This window comes from Alicyclobacillus sp. SP_1 (assembly GCF_024706985.1).
Classification (GTDB): domain Bacteria; phylum Bacillota; class Bacilli; order Alicyclobacillales; family Alicyclobacillaceae; genus Alicyclobacillus_I.
This window is the reverse complement of sequence record NZ_JAMCCX010000061.1, coordinates 114,733-132,687: the sequence shown is the minus strand read 5'-3', so window position 1 is coordinate 132,687 and position 17,955 is coordinate 114,733. Positions and strand designations below refer to the sequence as shown.

At 54.8% G+C, this 17,955-nt stretch carries 19 protein-coding genes; 7 read left to right on the top strand and 12 right to left on the bottom strand.

All coding sequences use genetic code 11. The features are described from left to right. Positions 1 to 15 precede the first annotated feature (15 nt). On the top strand, positions 16 to 819 hold the full coding sequence (locus M4I36_RS13730) for a glycosyltransferase family 2 protein (protein ID WP_258112318.1): 804 nt from the start codon (positions 16 to 18) through the stop codon (positions 817 to 819). Here the strand turns inward: M4I36_RS13730 and M4I36_RS13725 are convergent. The 8 genes from M4I36_RS13725 to acpS form a co-directional block, all read right to left on the bottom strand. Beyond that, a complete protein-coding gene (locus M4I36_RS13725) occupies positions 798 to 995 on the bottom strand; it encodes a hypothetical protein (RefSeq protein WP_258112317.1) in 198 nt (65 codons plus the stop codon). The genes M4I36_RS13730 and M4I36_RS13725 overlap by 22 nt on opposite strands. A 20-nt stretch (positions 996 to 1,015) precedes the next feature. Beyond that, the gene (locus tag M4I36_RS13720) at positions 1,016 to 1,423 is read right to left on the bottom strand and encodes a hypothetical protein (protein WP_258112316.1); all 408 of its coding nucleotides are present in this window, start codon (positions 1,421 to 1,423) and stop codon (positions 1,016 to 1,018) included. Between the two features lie 281 nt (positions 1,424 to 1,704). Beyond that, positions 1,705 to 2,427 (bottom strand): glycosyltransferase, encoded by a 723-nt coding sequence (locus tag M4I36_RS13715; RefSeq protein WP_258112315.1) that lies wholly within the window; start codon positions 2,425 to 2,427, stop codon positions 1,705 to 1,707. Then, positions 2,366 to 3,229, bottom strand: coding sequence for a glycosyltransferase family 2 protein (locus M4I36_RS13710; RefSeq protein WP_258112314.1), 864 nt, complete (start codon positions 3,227 to 3,229; stop codon positions 2,366 to 2,368). The genes M4I36_RS13715 and M4I36_RS13710 overlap by 62 nt, the downstream gene beginning before the upstream one ends. Before the next feature lie 310 nt (positions 3,230 to 3,539). Next, the gene (locus M4I36_RS13705; protein ID WP_258112313.1) at positions 3,540 to 3,749 is read right to left on the bottom strand and encodes a hypothetical protein; all 210 of its coding nucleotides are present in this window, start codon (positions 3,747 to 3,749) and stop codon (positions 3,540 to 3,542) included. Positions 3,750 to 4,066: 317 nt separating this feature from the next. Beyond that, on the bottom strand, positions 4,067 to 5,092 hold the full coding sequence (locus M4I36_RS13700; protein WP_258112312.1) for an outer membrane lipoprotein-sorting protein: 1,026 nt from the start codon (positions 5,090 to 5,092) through the stop codon (positions 4,067 to 4,069). Between the two features lie 46 nt (positions 5,093 to 5,138). Further along, entirely contained in the window at positions 5,139 to 6,641 is a 1,503-nt protein-coding gene (locus tag M4I36_RS13695) for an NAD(P)H-hydrate dehydratase (RefSeq protein ID WP_258112311.1), read from the bottom strand. Positions 6,642 to 6,675: 34 nt separating this feature from the next. Then, entirely contained in the window at positions 6,676 to 7,089 is a 414-nt protein-coding gene (gene acpS, locus M4I36_RS13690; RefSeq protein ID WP_258112310.1) for a holo-ACP synthase, read from the bottom strand. A 122-nt stretch (positions 7,090 to 7,211) separates the two neighbouring features. Between acpS and M4I36_RS13685 the strand changes: the two genes are divergently transcribed. After that, positions 7,212 to 7,412: a hypothetical protein gene (locus M4I36_RS13685; protein ID WP_258112309.1), complete on the top strand. Its 201-nt coding sequence runs from the start codon at positions 7,212 to 7,214 to the stop codon at positions 7,410 to 7,412. Positions 7,413 to 7,501: 89 nt separating this feature from the next. Here M4I36_RS13685 and M4I36_RS13680 read toward each other — a convergent pair whose 3' ends face one another. After that, positions 7,502 to 7,720 (bottom strand): hypothetical protein, encoded by a 219-nt coding sequence (locus M4I36_RS13680; protein ID WP_258112308.1) that lies wholly within the window; start codon positions 7,718 to 7,720, stop codon positions 7,502 to 7,504. A gap of 85 nt (positions 7,721 to 7,805) precedes the next feature. Here M4I36_RS13680 and kynU point away from each other — a divergent pair, with 85 nt between their 5' ends. Next, entirely contained in the window at positions 7,806 to 9,086 is a 1,281-nt protein-coding gene (gene kynU / locus M4I36_RS13675; protein WP_258112307.1) for a kynureninase, read from the top strand. Between the two features lie 122 nt (positions 9,087 to 9,208). Here kynU and M4I36_RS13670 read toward each other — a convergent pair whose 3' ends face one another. After that, the gene (locus tag M4I36_RS13670; RefSeq protein WP_258112306.1) at positions 9,209 to 11,356 is read right to left on the bottom strand and encodes a prenyltransferase/squalene oxidase repeat-containing protein; all 2,148 of its coding nucleotides are present in this window, start codon (positions 11,354 to 11,356) and stop codon (positions 9,209 to 9,211) included. A gap of 144 nt (positions 11,357 to 11,500) precedes the next feature. Here M4I36_RS13670 and M4I36_RS13665 point away from each other — a divergent pair, with 144 nt between their 5' ends. The 3 genes from M4I36_RS13665 (at position 11,501) to M4I36_RS13655 (ending at position 14,796) form a co-directional block, all read left to right on the top strand. Continuing rightward, positions 11,501 to 12,127, top strand: a complete 627-nt coding sequence (locus M4I36_RS13665) for a PadR family transcriptional regulator (protein ID WP_258112351.1) — start codon at positions 11,501 to 11,503, stop codon at positions 12,125 to 12,127. Between the two features lie 100 nt (positions 12,128 to 12,227). Further along, positions 12,228 to 13,835 carry an MFS transporter gene (locus M4I36_RS13660; protein WP_258112305.1) on the top strand — a complete coding sequence of 536 codons (1,608 nt, stop codon included), beginning with the start codon at positions 12,228 to 12,230 and terminating at the stop codon, positions 13,833 to 13,835. 16 nt (positions 13,836 to 13,851) lie between these two features. Beyond that, positions 13,852 to 14,796 carry a fumarylacetoacetate hydrolase family protein gene (locus tag M4I36_RS13655; protein WP_258112304.1) on the top strand — a complete coding sequence of 315 codons (945 nt, stop codon included), beginning with the start codon at positions 13,852 to 13,854 and terminating at the stop codon, positions 14,794 to 14,796. Positions 14,797 to 14,808: 12 nt separating this feature from the next. Here M4I36_RS13655 and M4I36_RS13650 read toward each other — a convergent pair whose 3' ends face one another. Next, a complete protein-coding gene (locus tag M4I36_RS13650; RefSeq protein ID WP_258112303.1) occupies positions 14,809 to 15,573 on the bottom strand; it encodes a cyclase family protein in 765 nt (254 codons plus the stop codon). 217 nt (positions 15,574 to 15,790) lie between these two features. Between M4I36_RS13650 and map the strand changes: the two genes are divergently transcribed. Continuing rightward, positions 15,791 to 16,540: a type I methionyl aminopeptidase gene (map, locus tag M4I36_RS13645; RefSeq protein ID WP_258112302.1), complete on the top strand. Its 750-nt coding sequence runs from the start codon at positions 15,791 to 15,793 to the stop codon at positions 16,538 to 16,540. A 191-nt stretch (positions 16,541 to 16,731) separates the two neighbouring features. Here the strand turns inward: map and M4I36_RS13640 are convergent, their stop codons facing one another. Further along, positions 16,732 to 17,862, bottom strand: coding sequence for a VIT1/CCC1 transporter family protein (locus M4I36_RS13640; protein WP_258112301.1), 1,131 nt, complete (start codon positions 17,860 to 17,862; stop codon positions 16,732 to 16,734). Positions 17,863 to 17,955 lie beyond the last annotated feature (93 nt).

Sequence of the window (17,955 nt, the reverse complement as noted above, 5' to 3'; positions counted from 1 at the left end):
TGGAGAGCGGGGAGGATGGCGAGACACAGATGTCCTGAAGAGCGGGAGATGTCGCGAACCATGGCGAAGACAACGGTGACCATCGCTCTTTGTGTGCACAACGAGGCTTCTCGCATACAAACAGCATTGACTTCCCTTGTGCGCCAAACCGACGAAAATTGGGAGTGTGTGGTGGTCGATGACGGATCGACCGACGGCACATCAAACCTCGTCGACCAACTGAAGGAACCGAGAATTCGAGTCGAACGGTGGTCGACGAATGTGGGCAAGGCGTTCGCACTCCAACGCGCGGCGGAACTAGCCCGAGGTGACTATTTTTTGGAATTGGATGGGGACGACTGGCTGGCAGAGAATGCGGTCGAAGAATTTCGCCAAGCCGGAAGCGACCTTCATGAGGAGGTAGGATTGCTGACCTCGCGCTACCACCTCTGGCGACTGTCTCGCCGCGGACATCTCAATTATCGCGGAGTCCATGAGCACACGCCCATTCACTTGGATGAAGACTTTGCTCGCGTGCCCATGCCGCGCTGTTTTCGCATCTCAGCCATTCGCTGCCTGGGAGGCTGGCATTGGCCAGGAGAACCCCCGTCGGCCAAGCCTCTCTTTGAAGATGTGACCATGACTGCACGACTGCTCCGCCACTACCAAATTGCTATGCTCCCGACCGCACTCTACCATCGCGTACTCCGAGCCGACAGCGTCAGTCAATCTCACCGCCACCGATACTCGGAGTGGTTTCGGGCAGCGCAATCCAGTGCTTCCGAAGATCTCTGCGTGCCCGCTTACGAACCACTGCCTTACGCCGGGATGCGCACGTAGTCTATGCTGGAGTCCTGAATGTCGACGAAGACGTTTGGTCCGTACGTCACAGGCGGTTCTTCTACTCGAAGCGCTAAATCCGTCACGTGGACGAGTGTCCCTTCATACGTTGTAGAGCCAACGACGACTTCCACTGTGTCGCCGAGAAAACTTTTTAAAAATGTGGTGAAATCCAAGGTATTTTCCCCTTTCTCGTTCAGTTGGTCTGCACGGACTGAATTTTGCTGTACGGAATGACCAGTATATCGCCACTCGACTCGGTCAACTCGACGGCATTCGTCCCGACCGCAGTCACGGTCCCCGTCAAACTCCCAGCCGCTGTGGTCACGGTCACGCTCGTTCCTGCGCGTGCTCCGAAGTAGGCTTGCAGTCCTTTGTTGTTTGGCATTCCAGAGGAAATCTCGACTTGCAATTTGTTCACCCGTAGGAGCAACAGACTGATTTGTACTCCGAGAACTCGGAAGTCCTTTCGAACTTCCTCCCCAAGCTCATGCGTTCGCATCTCCAACGTGTGAAGTCTCTGCGATTGACTGTGCAGCTCATGGCTCAGCGCATGCACTTGCTTTCGAAGTCGATGAATTTTGTCAAGGAGTCTTCCCCGCACCACAACGCAGTGGTGTCCTTTCGAATGGCGCCGTAGCGGTCGACACGAGCGGTGTTTCACTCCCCGTATTGATCTTTCTTCCAGAGTTACGATGGTCATCTTCGAGACGAACCCCTCTCTCCCTAAGAATGAAAATCCATTCCAACTTATGAGAGCGGCGTTCTAAAAAATCGGGTATTCATCTATCTTCATCAATAAATAGTGCAATCACCCAATTGTCTGTATTTTTCCTGATTGTCGTCGACGGAGGGACCGGAAACACGATTCTGATGCGTGCCATGTCACTCTTGCCAACACTCCAATTGCGGATTTTGGTCCAACATCGAATCGTAGTGATGACGCGGACAAAATTCCGAATCAGGGTCCCGAGTAATGTAGAATTGGTACTTTGCCAACGTTTCTTCAGAACTCCCCGCGTAGCCATAGTGTTTGATGCGAAGGTCAGAAGTTCGGCCCGGAAAATCTGAAACGAGATTGTTGGGCAAGCTCCCTCCATGCAATGCCTGGTCGTTCCAGCGGTACACGGCTCCCCTCATGTATCGAAAGAGACGAGGACCATATTGCGTAGGAGCCCACAGCTTGTCGATTCGATAGTGCGTCTGTGAGTGCCAGAAATGGTAGAATCGAAACGCGTACCAATCCCACTGAGTCTGATTGATAAGCGAACGGACTTCCTGTTTAAATCGTCTTTCAAACATTTCATCTGCATCCAACGCCAAAATCCAATCTGGTTCTGTTGCCACGGTCGCCGCAAAAAGGCGCTGCTTGAGCGCTCCTTCGTGTACGCCGTATAACGAGTCTTCCGCACGTTGCAACGACACGACTTTTGGATAGGTTGAGACAAGGTCGTAGGTGTCGTCGGTCGAAGCGTCATCGAGCACGACCAATTCATCCACGTATTCGGACAAGTCGTTTAGCACACTCTGCAAATAGCGGTTTGCTTCATTTCTCACTTGCATCATGGCTGTGAGCTTGTTCCCGTGGGCCTTTCGAACGAGTGCCATGCCCTTCCTCTCCTCTGCTGAAATTAGGGAATTCGGCGGACAAGCGGTGGTTTCCATTCGTTCCGTCCCTGCCCTCCAACCACTTAGAGCGAAAATATCTCTGACTCTCTTCAAACCACGCCCGCAGTTGCGAGTGATTTTGAGAACTTCCACCGCCGATGTGGATGAGAATACTGTCTGGGCAGTAGACCACTCGATATCCTTTCTGCCAGGCGCGAACGGAGTAGTCTGTTTCCTCAAAGTAGAAAAAATAATTTTCGTCAAAGTAACCGATATCATCGAGCAGCGCCCGACGGATGAGATACGCCGCGCCACAAACCGACAGACAGTCCTCCGGTTTGTCGTATTTGCCAGGCATATTCGGTTCCAGCCAACCTCTTGGTTCGTGCGATTCCAGCGTTCCGACAATACCTGCCCCGTTGATGCGTCCATGCCCGTCAATCAACTTTGGTCCAACCACGGCGATGCGCTTGTCGCTCTCCATACAGGCGATGAGTGGCTCCAGCCAATGTCGCGTCACTCGCACATCGCTGTTGAGGAGCAGGATGAACGGCGAAGAGGAAGCGCGAATCCCCTGATTGCAAGCCGCCGCATAGCCACAATTGTGCGCATTGACGAGAACATCGAGGTGGGGCCAGCACAGACTGCGCACGGCGCTCACAGACGCGTCCTGACTCCCGTTATCGACCACAACAATGCGGTGAGCTATCGGCGTATAACGGTGAATGCGTTTGAGGCAATCCAGCAGGAGCCGACAGGTGTTGAAACTGACGACCACGATGTCAACGCATGTTTCACCCAACTTGTTTTCTTCCCCCTGTCATTCGTCTCTTGTCATCGAAGGTTCGCGAAGCGGCACTGTCAAATTTTACGCAGGCGCTCTCAAGAGCGCACCCGACAAGTGCGGCATGACGACACCCTATCTTGAAAAATAGGCATGACGACAGACACTGCGCGGATAGGTTGGAAGAGACAAACCGAATCTTAAAAAATTGGCTCCCAACGGCAGCGGCAGATACATTTAAATTGAAGATTCGGACATATTAAAGCTCAATAAAAAGCACCCCCATGCCTTTGATGAATCAGCACGGAGGTGAGTTGTTTGCAAGCCATTAGTGCCCGTACGAATGCATCGGCCCTGAGCCACTTGCGCGCTTGCTAGAGGAAGCTGTGTGAGCTGTGTGTGCCTCCAAAAAGCTCTCCGCCCGCTCATCCTCATGCTTCTCATACGACGAAACTTGCCGAATGAGGCGGTCGAAATTGAACGTTATCATAATGACGGCAACTGCCAAACCGATATACCAAGCGATGTAAATATACATCGTAATGACCTCCTTTAGGATGCGAAGAGCGTTATGCTCCGACGCTGACTATGAATGATTCTTTATACGAATATTGTACGGCGCACTTCGCTTCAAGGGAGGCCTTTCGGACGCTCAGGCATGAGCAAACGGTGAAGGATAAAAGAACGTTCTGTGACCGTTATCCAAGCATACGAAGATTTCTGAAAGGTTCCATTTGGCAGAACAAAAGTGAGCAGAACAAAAGCCGCTCCTTTGGGAGCGGCTTTTGCAGCGCTACGCTGAGTCGAATGATAAAAGGCGGCTGACTAGGTGCTAGCATAGGAACTCTGCACCCACTATTTGCCCACTTGATAGAATGTCGACATGGCCACATCCTCCATCTCATCCATGGACAAAGTACTGGAGGTCAGCGAAAACTCAACCCCATCTTTGGTCCAAAGTAGTTGATGGGCCGTTCCACCATCCACATACACCGCAGGAACTCCATAAAGATTCAACAGTTCTCCGTCCGGAATGCCAGAGACCCCAGACGTCGGACGCCATTCTTCGAGCGTAAACGGATGATTCCCGGTGAATCTCAAAATGGTGTCCGTTTCGCTCGTCTGCCACATGTCCGCCAATTTGTCCCCAAACTCTGCCGTCGGTTCAATATAGCCAAAGGGGCTGGTGGATGCGAGCGAATCTGGATTACCTTCAGCCATCGTAGTCTTCACAGTGCCATTATTCGCGACAATCGACTGCGGATTAAAGTCACTTGTAGAAAATTTGACACCTGTCTGAAACGACGTGTACTTCAAGGTGACAACTGGTTTTAACTGCTTATCTAACAAAGTGACCATCTGCGGCTTGAGTGTCTTCGCCTCCAGTTGGATGCGCTCACGGGCGACGACATCGCTCGCCGGCGTTACCGGAAGTTCAAAGTTATACTGCCCAGAAGAGCGGCTAAATTGCACGTCTTTCCCATCAATAATCTGCTGCAGCAACTGGTTGTACAGATAAATGTGTCCTTGGTTCTGAGCCCATGACCCATTGAACCGAAAAACTTTTCCCAAGGACGGGGAGACGATGAACATGCCTTGGTCATTGTGCACAATGATTTGATGCACCTGTTTATTTGCGTCGCCCAAGGCGATGCGATACACATCCGGTGACTCATACCACGTTTCCACCGTATAGGTTTGCGATCCGTTATCCATCTGCACCGTCATGGTCGCGGTACTCTTGTAGTTTGACTGGTCGAGCGTTTTCACATGAGTCTCCAGCTTGTTGGCCACGCTCTTCTCGCCCATGGGCGTCCCACAGCCTACCACCAAACCTCCCATGACGAGTATTGCGCTGACCGCCACTATCCACTTTCGCATGTGCCACCTCGCCTTTCCCTGACAAGCACACGCTTTTCAACACACTCTATTTCCCGAATGGGTCTGACGAACTCCCGGAAACATCCGTCGTGGCTTCGCGGAGCGCTGCAGGCAATCGCTGAATGACGTCAGAGGCCATGACCGCCGCTTGACCATACGCATGTCCGGCCAATTCTCCAGCACGTCCATGCATCCAGACTCCCATTTGCGCCGCCTCATACCCATCCAACCCCTGCGCCATCAACCCAGCCACAACTCCCGCCAAGACATCGCCAGTGCCTGCCACCGCAAGCGATGCATCTCCCGTCTCGCAGACCGACAGTCTCCCGTCGGGGTGCGCCACGAGGCTCCGATAGCCTTTCAGAATGACGGTGCACTCGGTGGCCTCTGCAAGTCGCCGCACAGCCGTTGGTCGATCTCGCTGAATGTCCGCGACCGTCTTTCCCAACAATCGGCCGCATTCCTTCGGATGCGGCGTGAGCACCACGTCCGGAGACAAGCGGACAGACGCACCAACATCCGTCCGAATCGCTCGGAGTCCGTCCGCATCAACCACGCCGCGACCCGTGCGCGTGAGAACCTGGTTCAGAGATTCGGCAGGAAACCCGCCTCCGAGGCCCGGTCCGAGCACAGGCACCGCGAATTCGTGCCAAGCAGACAAGAAGTCGGACGCCTGCACCGTGACGGCCAGAAAGTCTGGCGGAATGAGACGCTGCATAGGTACAGTCGACACGAGTGTGACCCGCCCAGCTCCGCTACGAGCAGCCCCGCCCGCCGCCAGCAAGGCAGCTCCCTCCATCTCGCCAACCGCAATCTGCACACTCCCAGAATGGCCTTTGTGTGCATCGCGTCGGCGGTCGACCGCCTGGCGCCAAGATTCTCCCGGACGAATCCAGTGGGCAACGGGGCCGTGCGCCAAGGAGTGTGCAGGCACCGGAATGCCAATATCGGCCACCACGACTTGCCCTGCAAACAAGGCGCCAGGCGTCACTGCGGTGCCGATTTTTTCCGCCCCCACGGCCACCGTCCAGTCTGCGCGAACGGCAAGTTCATCTGCGTCACCTGTGGTCGGATGCACACCTGTCGGGACATCGACCGATACCACCGTGCCGGAGGCTTCACGGAGCGCGCCCAAGAGGTCGGCGAAACGTCCTGTGGCAGGCCGAGACAGCCCCGTGCCGAGCAGCGCATCGACGTAGACATCTGCATCTGGCAGCGGCTGCCCCTCACGATAGACGTCGCACCGGACGCCCCTCGCCAGCGCTTCAAGGGCAGCGTGCTTGGCGCCTTTTTGCAACTCTTCGACTGGCACCAGAGCGAAAACGTGGACCGCATAACCATAGTGCGCCAACCACTTTGCCGCCGCATACCCGTCTCCACCATTGTTTCCCTTCCCCGCCAAGACGACCACAGACTGTGGTTGGAGCGAGCGGACGAGGTCTGCGACCGATTTTCCAGCGTGATCCAACAAAACTATTTCGGGTGTTTCGAGTGTGTTCATTGCGTGCGTGTCGAACTCTCTCATTTGTTCGCTCGTGACCAGATACACCAGGTACCCTCCTCGAGGATTAGTTCATAGATATTCAGCCCGTCCATGCATTATTCGATGGTGGCTCAGACAGGCGTGGACGCTCGACCAATGCAAACGCAATAGCCATGCCTTCCGCGTGCGAAATCGTCACATGAACCGTATCATGTGGCTCCAAATGCGCTGGAGGTCTGCCTAGAAACCGAACCGAGAGACCCGCAGCACCCACCTGAATATCGACCGACGCTGGTTGAAGCCGGGCTAAGCCGCAGCCAATCGCTTTCGCCACTGCCTCCTTAGCCGCGAATCGACCGGCCAAAAATTCCGCTTGCCGAGCCGAGGACATAGTGACGAACAACTGAAACTCGTTTGGCGACAACAGACGGCGCGAAATCGCCTCGCCACGACGCTCGAGAACGCCTGCTATTCTCGTCACCCCGGCCAGGTCTACGCCAACTCCAACGACCATGCTTCGCCCACCTCCGTTTTCATGGCTTTTCTATCTGCGACCGTTTACAATGGATGGAGGCCTGTTCGAAGCGACATCGGCATAAAAAAAGAACCTGCACAACGAAAGGACGAAGCACCTTCATGCACACGCTTCTTCATGATGGAATCGAACTCATCTTTTCAGTCGTCATTGCAGTACTGTTCATCATCGCAGTGGAAATTCGCCCAGGTGGACACAAGCTCTCCACCCGCAAACGCATTGGGCTTTTCATCGTGGGCCTAGTCATCGCTGCAGTGTTTATTTCCACCCAAAAATACTACGAGGTACCGACGGCGTTGTAATCGACGGCATTGTCTCGCAATGTGCACACAATGCCGTCCAGAGCTTGGACGGGCTATCGTCAACCGTTCATGGCGTGGCACATCGCCGACTAGTCGTCCCAATCGTCCTCGCGCTCTCTTTCTTGATAGAACCAAAACTGCGTATAGTGTTCCATAATGTACTTCTGTCGATTCTTGGGGTCCGTGATGGGATTATTCCGCTCATTGGGTGGGGATACATACCCACAGCTCGGGCATGTCCAAGACGCGTCATACGGCAACGCCGACAGTTCCGAAAAATTGCATTTTGGACAAATTTCCTTGGACATGGACTGGCCCCCTGCACACTGCTGTATCGTGACATTACCATTACTCGTAATGTAGCATAGTTGAGAGCCAAATGGAGAGATGACTGTGACAACTTTTTCTTATACAGCGGAAGAAGCGCACCAGTTAGACGCAGCGGATCCGCTTGCAAACTTTGTCGACCGCTTCTATCGCCGCGAAAACATACAGTACATGGACGGAAATTCGCTCGGACTCCTGTCCAAAGATGCGGAGGCCGCAACGATTGAAGCGCTTGAGCAGTGGAAGCACTATGCCGTCGATGGGTGGGGGCACCCGGACACGGACTGGCTACACATGCCCGAGCGACTCGGGGCCATGACGGCTGAGCTCATCGGGGCAAAGCCCGAAGAATGCGTCGTCACTGGCCAAACCACGGTCAACTTGCACGCCCTCTTAGCCACCTTCTATCCGCGCGAAGGTCGTCCCCGCCTTTTGGCAGATACAGCAAATTTCCCGTCCGACTTGTACGCATTGGCGAATCACGTCACTTTACACTCTGCCAATCCCGATGGTCTGAGTCTGATTTCACCGAGATCGGACGGATGGATCTATGAGGAAGACGTGATGGAGCGACTGAGCGAAGACGTCAGCCTACTGTTGTTGCCTTCCGTCTGGTATCAGTCCGGTCAACTCGCAAGCATCCCGCGCCTCACGGAGGCCGCTCACGCCAAGGGCATTCTCGTGTGTTTTGATTTAGCTCACTCCATCGGCGTGGTGCCTCATCATCTGCACGAGGACGGCGTGGATTTGGCTGTTTGGTGCAATTATAAATATCTCAACGGAGGGCCAGGAACCATCGGCGGGCTGTTCGTGCACGAGCGGCATCACGGAACCGCCCCTTTGCTTTCAGGTTGGTTTGGCAGCGACAAGGCGCGTCAGTTTGAGATGTCCATCCCCATGGTTCCAGCCCATTCTGCGAGTGCGTGGCAGATTTCCACACCATCCATCATCGCAGCGGCCGCTGTACAGGCAGGGCTCTCGTTGACCTTGGAGGCGGGGTTGTCGCAACTGCGTGCCAAATCACTGCAACTCACGGACTACCTGATGACACTGCTCGACGAGAAAATCATTCGCACGACTGGTGAAGGGCAGTTGGGTACCCCCCGCCAACCCAGTCGCCGCGGGGGCCATGTGGCCTTCTATCACCCCGAAGCCGCCGCACTGTCCCGCGCTTTGCGGGCAAACCAAGTCATTCCAGACTATCGTCCACCGAACACACTCCGCTTTGCGCCAGTCCCTATGTACACCCGCTTTATCGATGTCTGGAAAACCGTTGACACACTCTATCGACTCCTGTCCACCCGGGCTTATGAGTCCTTTCGGGACAGCAACGACCTCGTCTCGTAGCTCGTTCCCTTGGAACAGAGGCAGTGGGGGCGGACAACTCCGCCCCATTCCCCCCACTAAGCCGCTCTCAACCTCCGTAGACGTACTGCCACATTCTCATTTGATGCGCCGGGCTGTGCGGATTAATCCGCTGCGCCACAAGCCACTGCACGGCTCCGTCCCGCTCCGCAGGCGTGATCGGCACGTTCAATGCGTAGCTCATGTGGTCGACAAGTGCTGCAGCTCCCTCTGGCGTGGCCAAGTCGGCCTGCGAGTAGCAGCGAAGAATCCGATGGGTTCTGCGCCAGTACATGGGATTGGCAATCCTTGAGCGAAAGGCTGCAAATAAGCGCGGATGCACCATGTTGTTCACCTCCCTTCACAGAACCTGCATGACCACTCTCCACCATTTCCGCGAATCTCGACAGAGCGATTAGCGGCCATACTTCGCGGTAGATGTGATAGCGAATGTGAAGAGCGCCTGCGAAGGCCGATCCGGTTGGATAATCTTCCTCCCACTGCCCATGGTGCTCATGCTTCAACAGCCATAACACACAGCGCTCGGCCGAGCGCTGCGCAGCCCGCCGCAGTGCCTCATCCAAATCCCCTGTGGCGAGTGCCACCAACGTGTCGAGCGCCCAAGCGGTCTGCGTCGGCAAACTGTGGCCGAGCGGCACGTAATGACCGAGACATTCGCTGGCAGCAGACTCGCCAAATCCACCGTCCTCACGCTGGACAGACATCAGCCAATCCAAAGCAACCTGCAAAGACGCTCGCACGCCTGCCTGATGCGTCTGACTTACCAACGCCCGGACGGCGCACCACGTGCCGTACACATAAGCGGTCCCCCAGCGCCCATACCAGCTGCCGTCCGCCTCCTGATGCCGCAACAACCATCGGCACCCGCGCGCCACCACCGGATGTGCAGATGGCAAACTCTGCGACCGCGCGAGAAATTCTAAGACTCGACCCGTGACGTCTGCAGTCGACGGATCGGCCATAGCCCGTTTCATGTCATTGGCAGGAATCCACTCCAAATAACTCTTTCCGGCGTTCTTGACAAAAGCAGACCACCCACCGTCCTTGTTTTGCCGGTCCAGCAAAAACTGGACGCCTCTGCTCCAGGCCGCAGCATGTGATGTGCGCACGGGCATCAGGGCCGTCAGTGCGGCGACCGTGTCATCCGTGTCCGGATGGCGCGTGTTGTTGCTCGAAAAAGCCCATCCGCCGCCGTATTCCATTCGGTGCTGATGCGTCAGCAGATAAGCGACTCCGCGGTCAATGGCTCGTGCATGGGTCTTCTCGTGTGCCCACAGACTCTTTTCCTGAAGTGCTTGCAGCGCGAGTGACGTGTTCCAGACATGCGCATTGCACGTCTGCTGATGCTTTCCGAATTCACCTGCAATGAACAGGCAGTTTTTGCGAATGCTGCATAGTTCCTGCGACACATCACAGGTGTCTGGATGGACCCATGCCCGTTTCGCCAACAACCAAAGAAACGTCGACGAGTGATAGCCGGCAAGCGTTCCATCGTCTTCCTGATGTTGCTGAATCATCTGGCGGCAACGTTCGCTCGCTCGCCGTCGAACGAGTAAGCGTCGAGCATTCGTGGTTCTCGCATCCTTGTCCCCGGTCCATGATGAGCCACGTCGACTGATTCGTGAATGCATGTCTAGGTTAGTCAACACGGGTGCCTTCGCATAGGGAGACACGTAGCGTAGGTGACCGAGAAGAAGCATCGGCACGATGTGCAACTGCGTAAAGATGGTCAACTGCTCCAGACGAATGGGAGACCCGCGCCGGAGCAACATGCTGTACCAACGAGCAGAAGGTAGTTCTCTCCAAAGTATTTCGCCACCGACTGCGAGCCAGGTCTTGGTTAAATTGCGACACTTGCGAAGTCCGCCCCGCTCTCGAATGAACTTCTCGGCACGGCACTTGGCAAGTTCCGAACCGACTGGCCATGCCCGCCAAAGAGTCAAGGCGTAGTAGCACTCCACGGTGGTGGACAAGTCCCCACCGTCGCCCGGATAGACGCTCCAGCCCCCATGTTCTTCTTGCATGGCTTGGAGGCGGACCAAAAGAGGTCGCACCCAATCCCATGCCTGTTCCCCGAGCAGATAAAGTCCAATCGCAGTTTGCGCATCCGGCATGACACCCGTATCGAATGCGTGTTGCCAACTTCCATCCTGTGCTTGACTAGCAACCAGCCGTTCTAGGCCATCCTCTAAGACACCACCAAGGCTCTCGAACGCCTCCCCACCACTCCCTACGTTGTTGTTCCAATCCATCTTGGTCCACACCTCGCTGGCTTGGAATGCCCTGCAATTCTCTACCAGAGTATTCAAGAGACCGAGTCTGCCCTGTCGGCGGTTGTCACGTCATGACACCTCGCACCCACAAAAAAGCGGCAGTCACGAGTTGTCCATCCCTTGATGCCACCGCACGCTTTTGATACATTTGTATCGCATCGCTATATCGAATCGATATACACAATAGCTTTTGACAAGGGAGGAACCACTCTGTACGAACTGTTTGTCTTAGGGGAATTGATGGATAGGCCTATGCACGGATACATGCTGAGCGAAATACTCACGCATTCCTTAGGACCTCTGCGCTCGGTGAGCTATGGCACGCTCTACCCAATGATGCGCCGGATGGAATTGGATGGGCTGATTGCCCCGTATACGTCAGATGTCGAAGACGACAGCTTGCGAAAGAAAAAGCAATACACCATTACGGCCAAAGGGCGGGCGGATTTTTTACGCCGAATGCTCCAACCGCTCCCCACGTCTTCCGAGGCCTTGGCCCTCTTTCACTTCAAACTCGTCAACTTGCACCACTTGAAAGAGACAGACATCCGAACCATATGGCTCGATTACCAGCGCCATTTGCTCGAACAAATTCGCGAATACGGAGACAACATCGAGCGCATTCAACAACACGAGCATTTAAGTACCATCGAGCAACAGGACATTCTGCGCGCTATCGATCACACGCTGCATCTTCTTCAATCCGACTTGGTATGGGTTAATATTCAACTAAAAGATATTCCTGGATGAAACAGGCGCGAAGCGCCCACACATCAAGAACATCGACACGAGAAGTCCCTGTGTGAAGGCTCCGCAGGTTGGATGTCCACAACGTAAAGGAGGCTCTTTCATGGCCACGGCACTGTCCCAAGGTCGACAACCCCACAAATGGTGGGCACTTCTTGCAGTCAGTTTTGGACTGTTCATGTCTCTGCTCGACGTCACCATTGTCAATGTGGCGTTACCCACCATTCGCCTCGACACTCACGCCAATTTTTCCGACTTAGAGTGGGTGATTAATGGATACGCTCTCGTCTTTGCCGTTGTTCTCGTCACTGCGGGACGACTTGGAGACATTTTTGGACGCAAGAAAGTGTTCATCGCCGGGTTAGCCGTGTTTTCGACCGGATCGCTCTTATCGTCGCTGTCCCCACAAATTGCCCATATCGGCTTAGCCCCCATTCTCGTGCTCAACTTGGCGCGCGGCATTCAGGGACTTGGTGCTTCCGCCATGACTCCTCTGTCGGCGGCCATCATTGCAGTCATTTTTCACGGACGGGAACGGGGAACCGCATTTGGCATCTGGGGAGCCGTCGCTGGCCTGGCAACGGCCATCGGTCCCCTCGTCGGCGGAGTTCTCGTAGAGAAGGTAAGTTGGCAATCGATTTTTTACCTCAATGTCCCCATTGGCGTGGCTGCGATTCTCATCACCCTCTGGGCTGTGCCCGAATCGCGCGACGAACATTCCTCGCGGCGCATTGACATTTACGGTCTGGTCACACTGACCGTCACGATGTTTTGCTTGGTGCTCGCACTCATCCAAGGCAGCAGCAAGGGATTTGGCTCCACGTACATTCTCGTGCTCTTCGGCATCGCAGCGGTGGGCCTCCTCGCTTTCATCTTCGGCGAACTGCGTCTTAAAGACCCGATGGTAGACTTGCGACTCTTCGCCATCCGAAGTTTTACTGGAGCGACGGTCGCGGCTTTCTGTCTCAGCGCAGGTCTCTATTCGCTGTTTTTCTACCTATCACTGTATCTGCAGAACTACATGGGTTATAGTGCTCTCTCGGCTGGACTTCGCTTTATGCCGCTCAGTGCCATGGTGCTCGTGGGCGCTCCCATTGCCGGCCGTTTTAGCGATCGCGTTGGGCCAAAGTGGATACTTGCCGTGGGTATGCTGCTCGTGACCGTCGGCGTACTCTTGATGGCCCGTGTCAGTGGTGTCCATGTCAATCCGTACTGGGCGATTCTATTCCCGGCGGCCATCGTGGCCGGCATTGGCAACGGCATGGTCAACCCCCCGCTCACCAGTGTAGCTCTCGGAGCCGTCGAGCCGCGGAGGTCTGGCATGGCTTCTGGGGTCAACAACGTCTGCCGCCAAATTGGCACAGCCTTCGGCATTGCGTTTCTCGGGGCCGTCCTCGACAACCGTTACCTGCATCAGTTGCAGGCAAAAATCCTGTCCATCCGCATCCCTCACGTCACGCAGTCAGTACTGCATCAAGTCTCGCGAGGCGTCAGCAAAGCTGGTATCATTGCTGGTAGTGAAGGATTTCGCGGCTCTGGAGAAGCGGCTAAGTACGGTCACTCTGCGTTGCTCACCGACGTTTCTCAGTATGCGCGTGCCTCGTTTTTACACGCATTTGGAATTTCCATATGGGTTGCCGGAGCCCTACTAGCCATCGGATTTCTGTGCACCCTCTTCTTCGTGAACAACGACCGACCTCGGTCTGCCTGACGAAAGGAGCACTCCTATGAAATTTGTCACATTTCAAACCCCGACTGCTGGCGAGCGGTCGGGGTGGATCAATGGTTCGTTGGTGATGGACATGGCGGCCATCTCGGGCGGTAAGTTGCCAAACAACCTGTTGGATTTTCTCGAAGATTCCCACAAACATCTGGACTTGGCGCGCCAGTTGGACGAATCGCTCACCGTTGAAAGTTTGATTGGTGCGAAGGGGATATATGCCTTGTCAGACGTACAACTGCTTGCTCCCTTGCCGCGTCCAAAGAGCTTCCGCGACTTCTTTGCCTTTGAAAAACACGTGTTGGATGCTAGGCGGCGGGCCGGACTAGACATGGTCCCACAGTGGTACGACCTACCTGCATTTTATTTCTCCAATCACCAATCCATCGTGGGCCCCGATGCAACCATCACCAAACCTCGACATGCCAACTGGCTGGACTATGAGTTGGAACTGGCTGCCGTCGTCGGTCGGAAGGTGCAAAACATCTCTGCCCGTGAGGCAGAAGGCTCTATCTTCGGCTACGTGATATTAAATGACTGGAGTGCTCGAGACCTGCAACTAGCCGAGAGCCCGATTGGACTCGGACCCGCCAAAGGCAAAGATTTCGCGACTTCGATGGGACCGTACATTGCCACTCCAGATGAATTAGACGCCTACCGCGATGGCGACCGATACCACTTGGAGATGACCGCCACCGTGAATGGGCGACTACTTTCCCACGGTAATGCGCACGACATGCACTACACGTTCGGCGAGATGCTGGAGCGTGCGGCGGACGAAGTCACGGTCTATCCAGGCGACTTGATTGGGTCTGGAACGGTTGGCACTGGCTGCCTACTTGAACTCGGTCCCGAAGTGCATCGTTGGCTGGAACCCGGCGATGTGGTGGAACTGGAAATCACCGGCCTTGGGAAACTCCGCAATTCGATTGTCGCATCCAGTGCGATGTGACCGCATCAATCCTCAGTCTTCTTCAACAATGGCAACTGGTCTCACCCAAGAGGCGCTGGCTCGGGCAAGCTTCACTGGAAATGCAACCACAGTAAAGCCTGTGGGTGACGGAATTTTGTCCAAGTTGGCCAGCTTCTCTATTTGACAGTACTCAAGTTCTTTACCCACATAGTGGGCTGCCCAGATGACATCTGGATTGCCTGTGGCGCGAAACTGTTCGCCCTGCACATGAAAAGGGACATCCCATCCATACGCATCCGTTCCCATCACCTTAATTCCGCATTCAATCAAATAGCGCGTTGCGTCCGCACTCATCCCCGGGTGCGCATCCATAAACCCTGGCTCAAACAAGAGTTTGTCACAGCCCGTGCGAACGAGGACGATTTCTCCCGGGTGTAACGTGTGAGAAATCCGGGCGAGCGCAGTCTCGACTTCGTCCCGGGAGATTTCCTCGCCAGCACGCTTATGGGTAAAATCAAGCAGCACGCCCGGCCCATAAAACCATTCCAGCGGCAATTCATCGACCGTTTTGGCGGGTTTGCCCGCCGTCGTGTCCCAGTAATGGTAGGGTGCATCGACATGTGTTCCGGTATGGGTCGTAAGAGTCACTTCTTCTGCCGCCCACGCTTTGCCATCAGGCCAATCCGACTCCTGAATGCCAAACGCCCGCGCAGCCAGTGGCAAACTGTCGCGATGATTCTGATACTCGATATGCGGCGGAAAGGGTTCCTTGGCATCGTTGTCGAGCGGGACACTCAAATCGATGAAACGTCGCATGCAATCTCCTCCTCGTATCCTACCGGTCCATGGCACCCAGGCCTCGGTCTCTCCCACTCAGTCTATCGGACCACAAGCATTCCTGACAAATGGTACACCTCGCAAAACGGCCATCGTTTGCGCCGAACTACTAGAATATCTCTGGCCCATCCCGTTGTTGAACCAACGCGACTTTATGCTAAAGTAAGAAAGACAGAGATTGTGGGAGGATTTGTGATTGATTATCGCGAAAAGTCGTCATGAAATTCAATTGATGCGAGAAGCGGGGCAGGTTGTTGCCAGCTGTCATGAGGCACTGCGTAGCTTTATCCGCGAAGGCGTTACGACCATGCAAATCGACCGATTTGTGGAAGACTTCTTGACGAAGCATGGCATGATTCCGGCACAGAAGGGATACAAAGGCTATCCCTATGCAGCGTGCACGTCCGTGAACGATGTGGTCTGTCATGGCTTCCCCAGTGATTACCGGCTGCGCTCAGGGGACATCATCACCGTCGACATGGTCGCCCTCCATAAAGGACTTCATGCGGATTCTGCCTGGAGTTATGGCATTGGTGAACTGAGCGAGACCGCTTCGCGACTCATGCAGGTGACCGAACAGTCGCTCTACATCGGCATTGAACAGGCCGTCCTGGACAACCACATTTCGGACATCGGCCATGCCATCCAGACTTTTGTCGAAGGGCAAGGCTTTTCGGTAGTGCGCGACTTTATCGGTCATGGTATCGGCCGCCAAATGCATGAGAGTCCCGAAGTATTGCATTTTGGACCGCCACACAAAGGACCGAAAATCAAAAAAGGAATGGCGTTTACGATTGAGCCGATGGTCAATACCGGATCGTACGAGTGCACCGTGGACGACGACGGCTGGACCGCAAGAACGGCGGATGGCGGACTATCCATTCAATACGAGCACACGCTCGTGGTCACCGAGAATGGGCCGGACATTCTGACAAAGCTGGCCTAGGTCGCACGCTCGTGCTGGGGCACTACGGGCGAATGCGGAGGAACAGGCCGCACTTGGGCTCAGACTGCAGGGCACCTCTGCCCAAGATGCATAAAAACTTGCCTGCATGGAATGCAGGCAAGTCACCAACGCGTGTGGGTACCATCCCTTTCAGGGCCAAGGGATGCGTCGAAGTTGGGTCACACAGCACATCAATGCACGAGAAGAATCCTTCCGATTTCACCTAAAGCATAGGACACGCCACCGACGATAACGCCGACCAAGGTCATTTCTAAGCCACTCACCCACCAGGAACGCACCGTGATGCGACTCTTTAAGGCGCCTACCACGAAATGTGCCAAGATGGAGATGGCGGCCGCCACAATCAAGGCGATGGCGCCTTGCATGAAGAAAAACGGAATGAGCGGAATGACCGCGCCAACGAGCGTCGATGCCGCGCCAAAGATAGCCGACTGCCAGGGATTCGATGCGCTCGTCTCATGGATGCCCAGTTCCTCTTGGGCCATGGTCTTCATGAACACGTCCGGATCGCTCGAAATTTGACTGGCAATGCGTTCGGCTTCCGCTGCCTCAAAGCCTTTTAACTCGTACAACAACGCCAGTTCTTCTCGCTCATGGTCTGGATTTTCGAGAATCTCGCGACGCTCGGAAGCCAGTTCAGACTCCATCAGTTCATTTTCTGACTTTGCGGCCAAATATGCGCCAGCTCCCATGGACAAAGTGGACGCCAGAGCACCAAACATGCCAGAAATGAGAATTTCCGTATTTTGATTTGTGTATCCAGCCACACCTGCGATGATTCCGAAAATGGCTCCGAGACCGTCATTGACCCCATAAATGGCGTCCCCGACCCAGCCCCCGCTCTCCCTTTTGTGCCAGCGCTCGTCGCCCCAGATGCGTTTCAGTTTTTTCCCTGGTGACGCAGGCGCCTGAAATAAGTCGTCGAGTGAGTGGTGTTGTTTCTCATCCTCGTCAATGATGTCGAGGATACTGAGAATATCCGGTTGGTCCAATACATTTCTCTGCGACTGGTACCACGCATCATTTCCTTGTTCCACTGCTTCAATTTGTTGCATCAACTCGACCACGTCTCCGGTCGGAGCCGCAGGCATGGGGACGCTCTCCGGCTGTACCTCAACACCATACTCCGCCAGCTTGTCCACCCACAATTGTGCATGCTTGTATTCCACTTCGGCAAGACGCTTTAATATCTCTTTCCGTCGTGCGTCCTTCTCTTTTTCCGCAGACACTTGATAGAGATGCGCAGCCTTCATTTCCCGACGCCAGTTCTCCATCAGGGTCTTCTGCAGATACTTGTCCAAGAAGACACCTCCCTAATTCGAGCAACAGTGTACCACATGGGAGGCAGTCCAAACATCGATTTCTCGACTTTTGTGCCGCAAATACAGACAAAA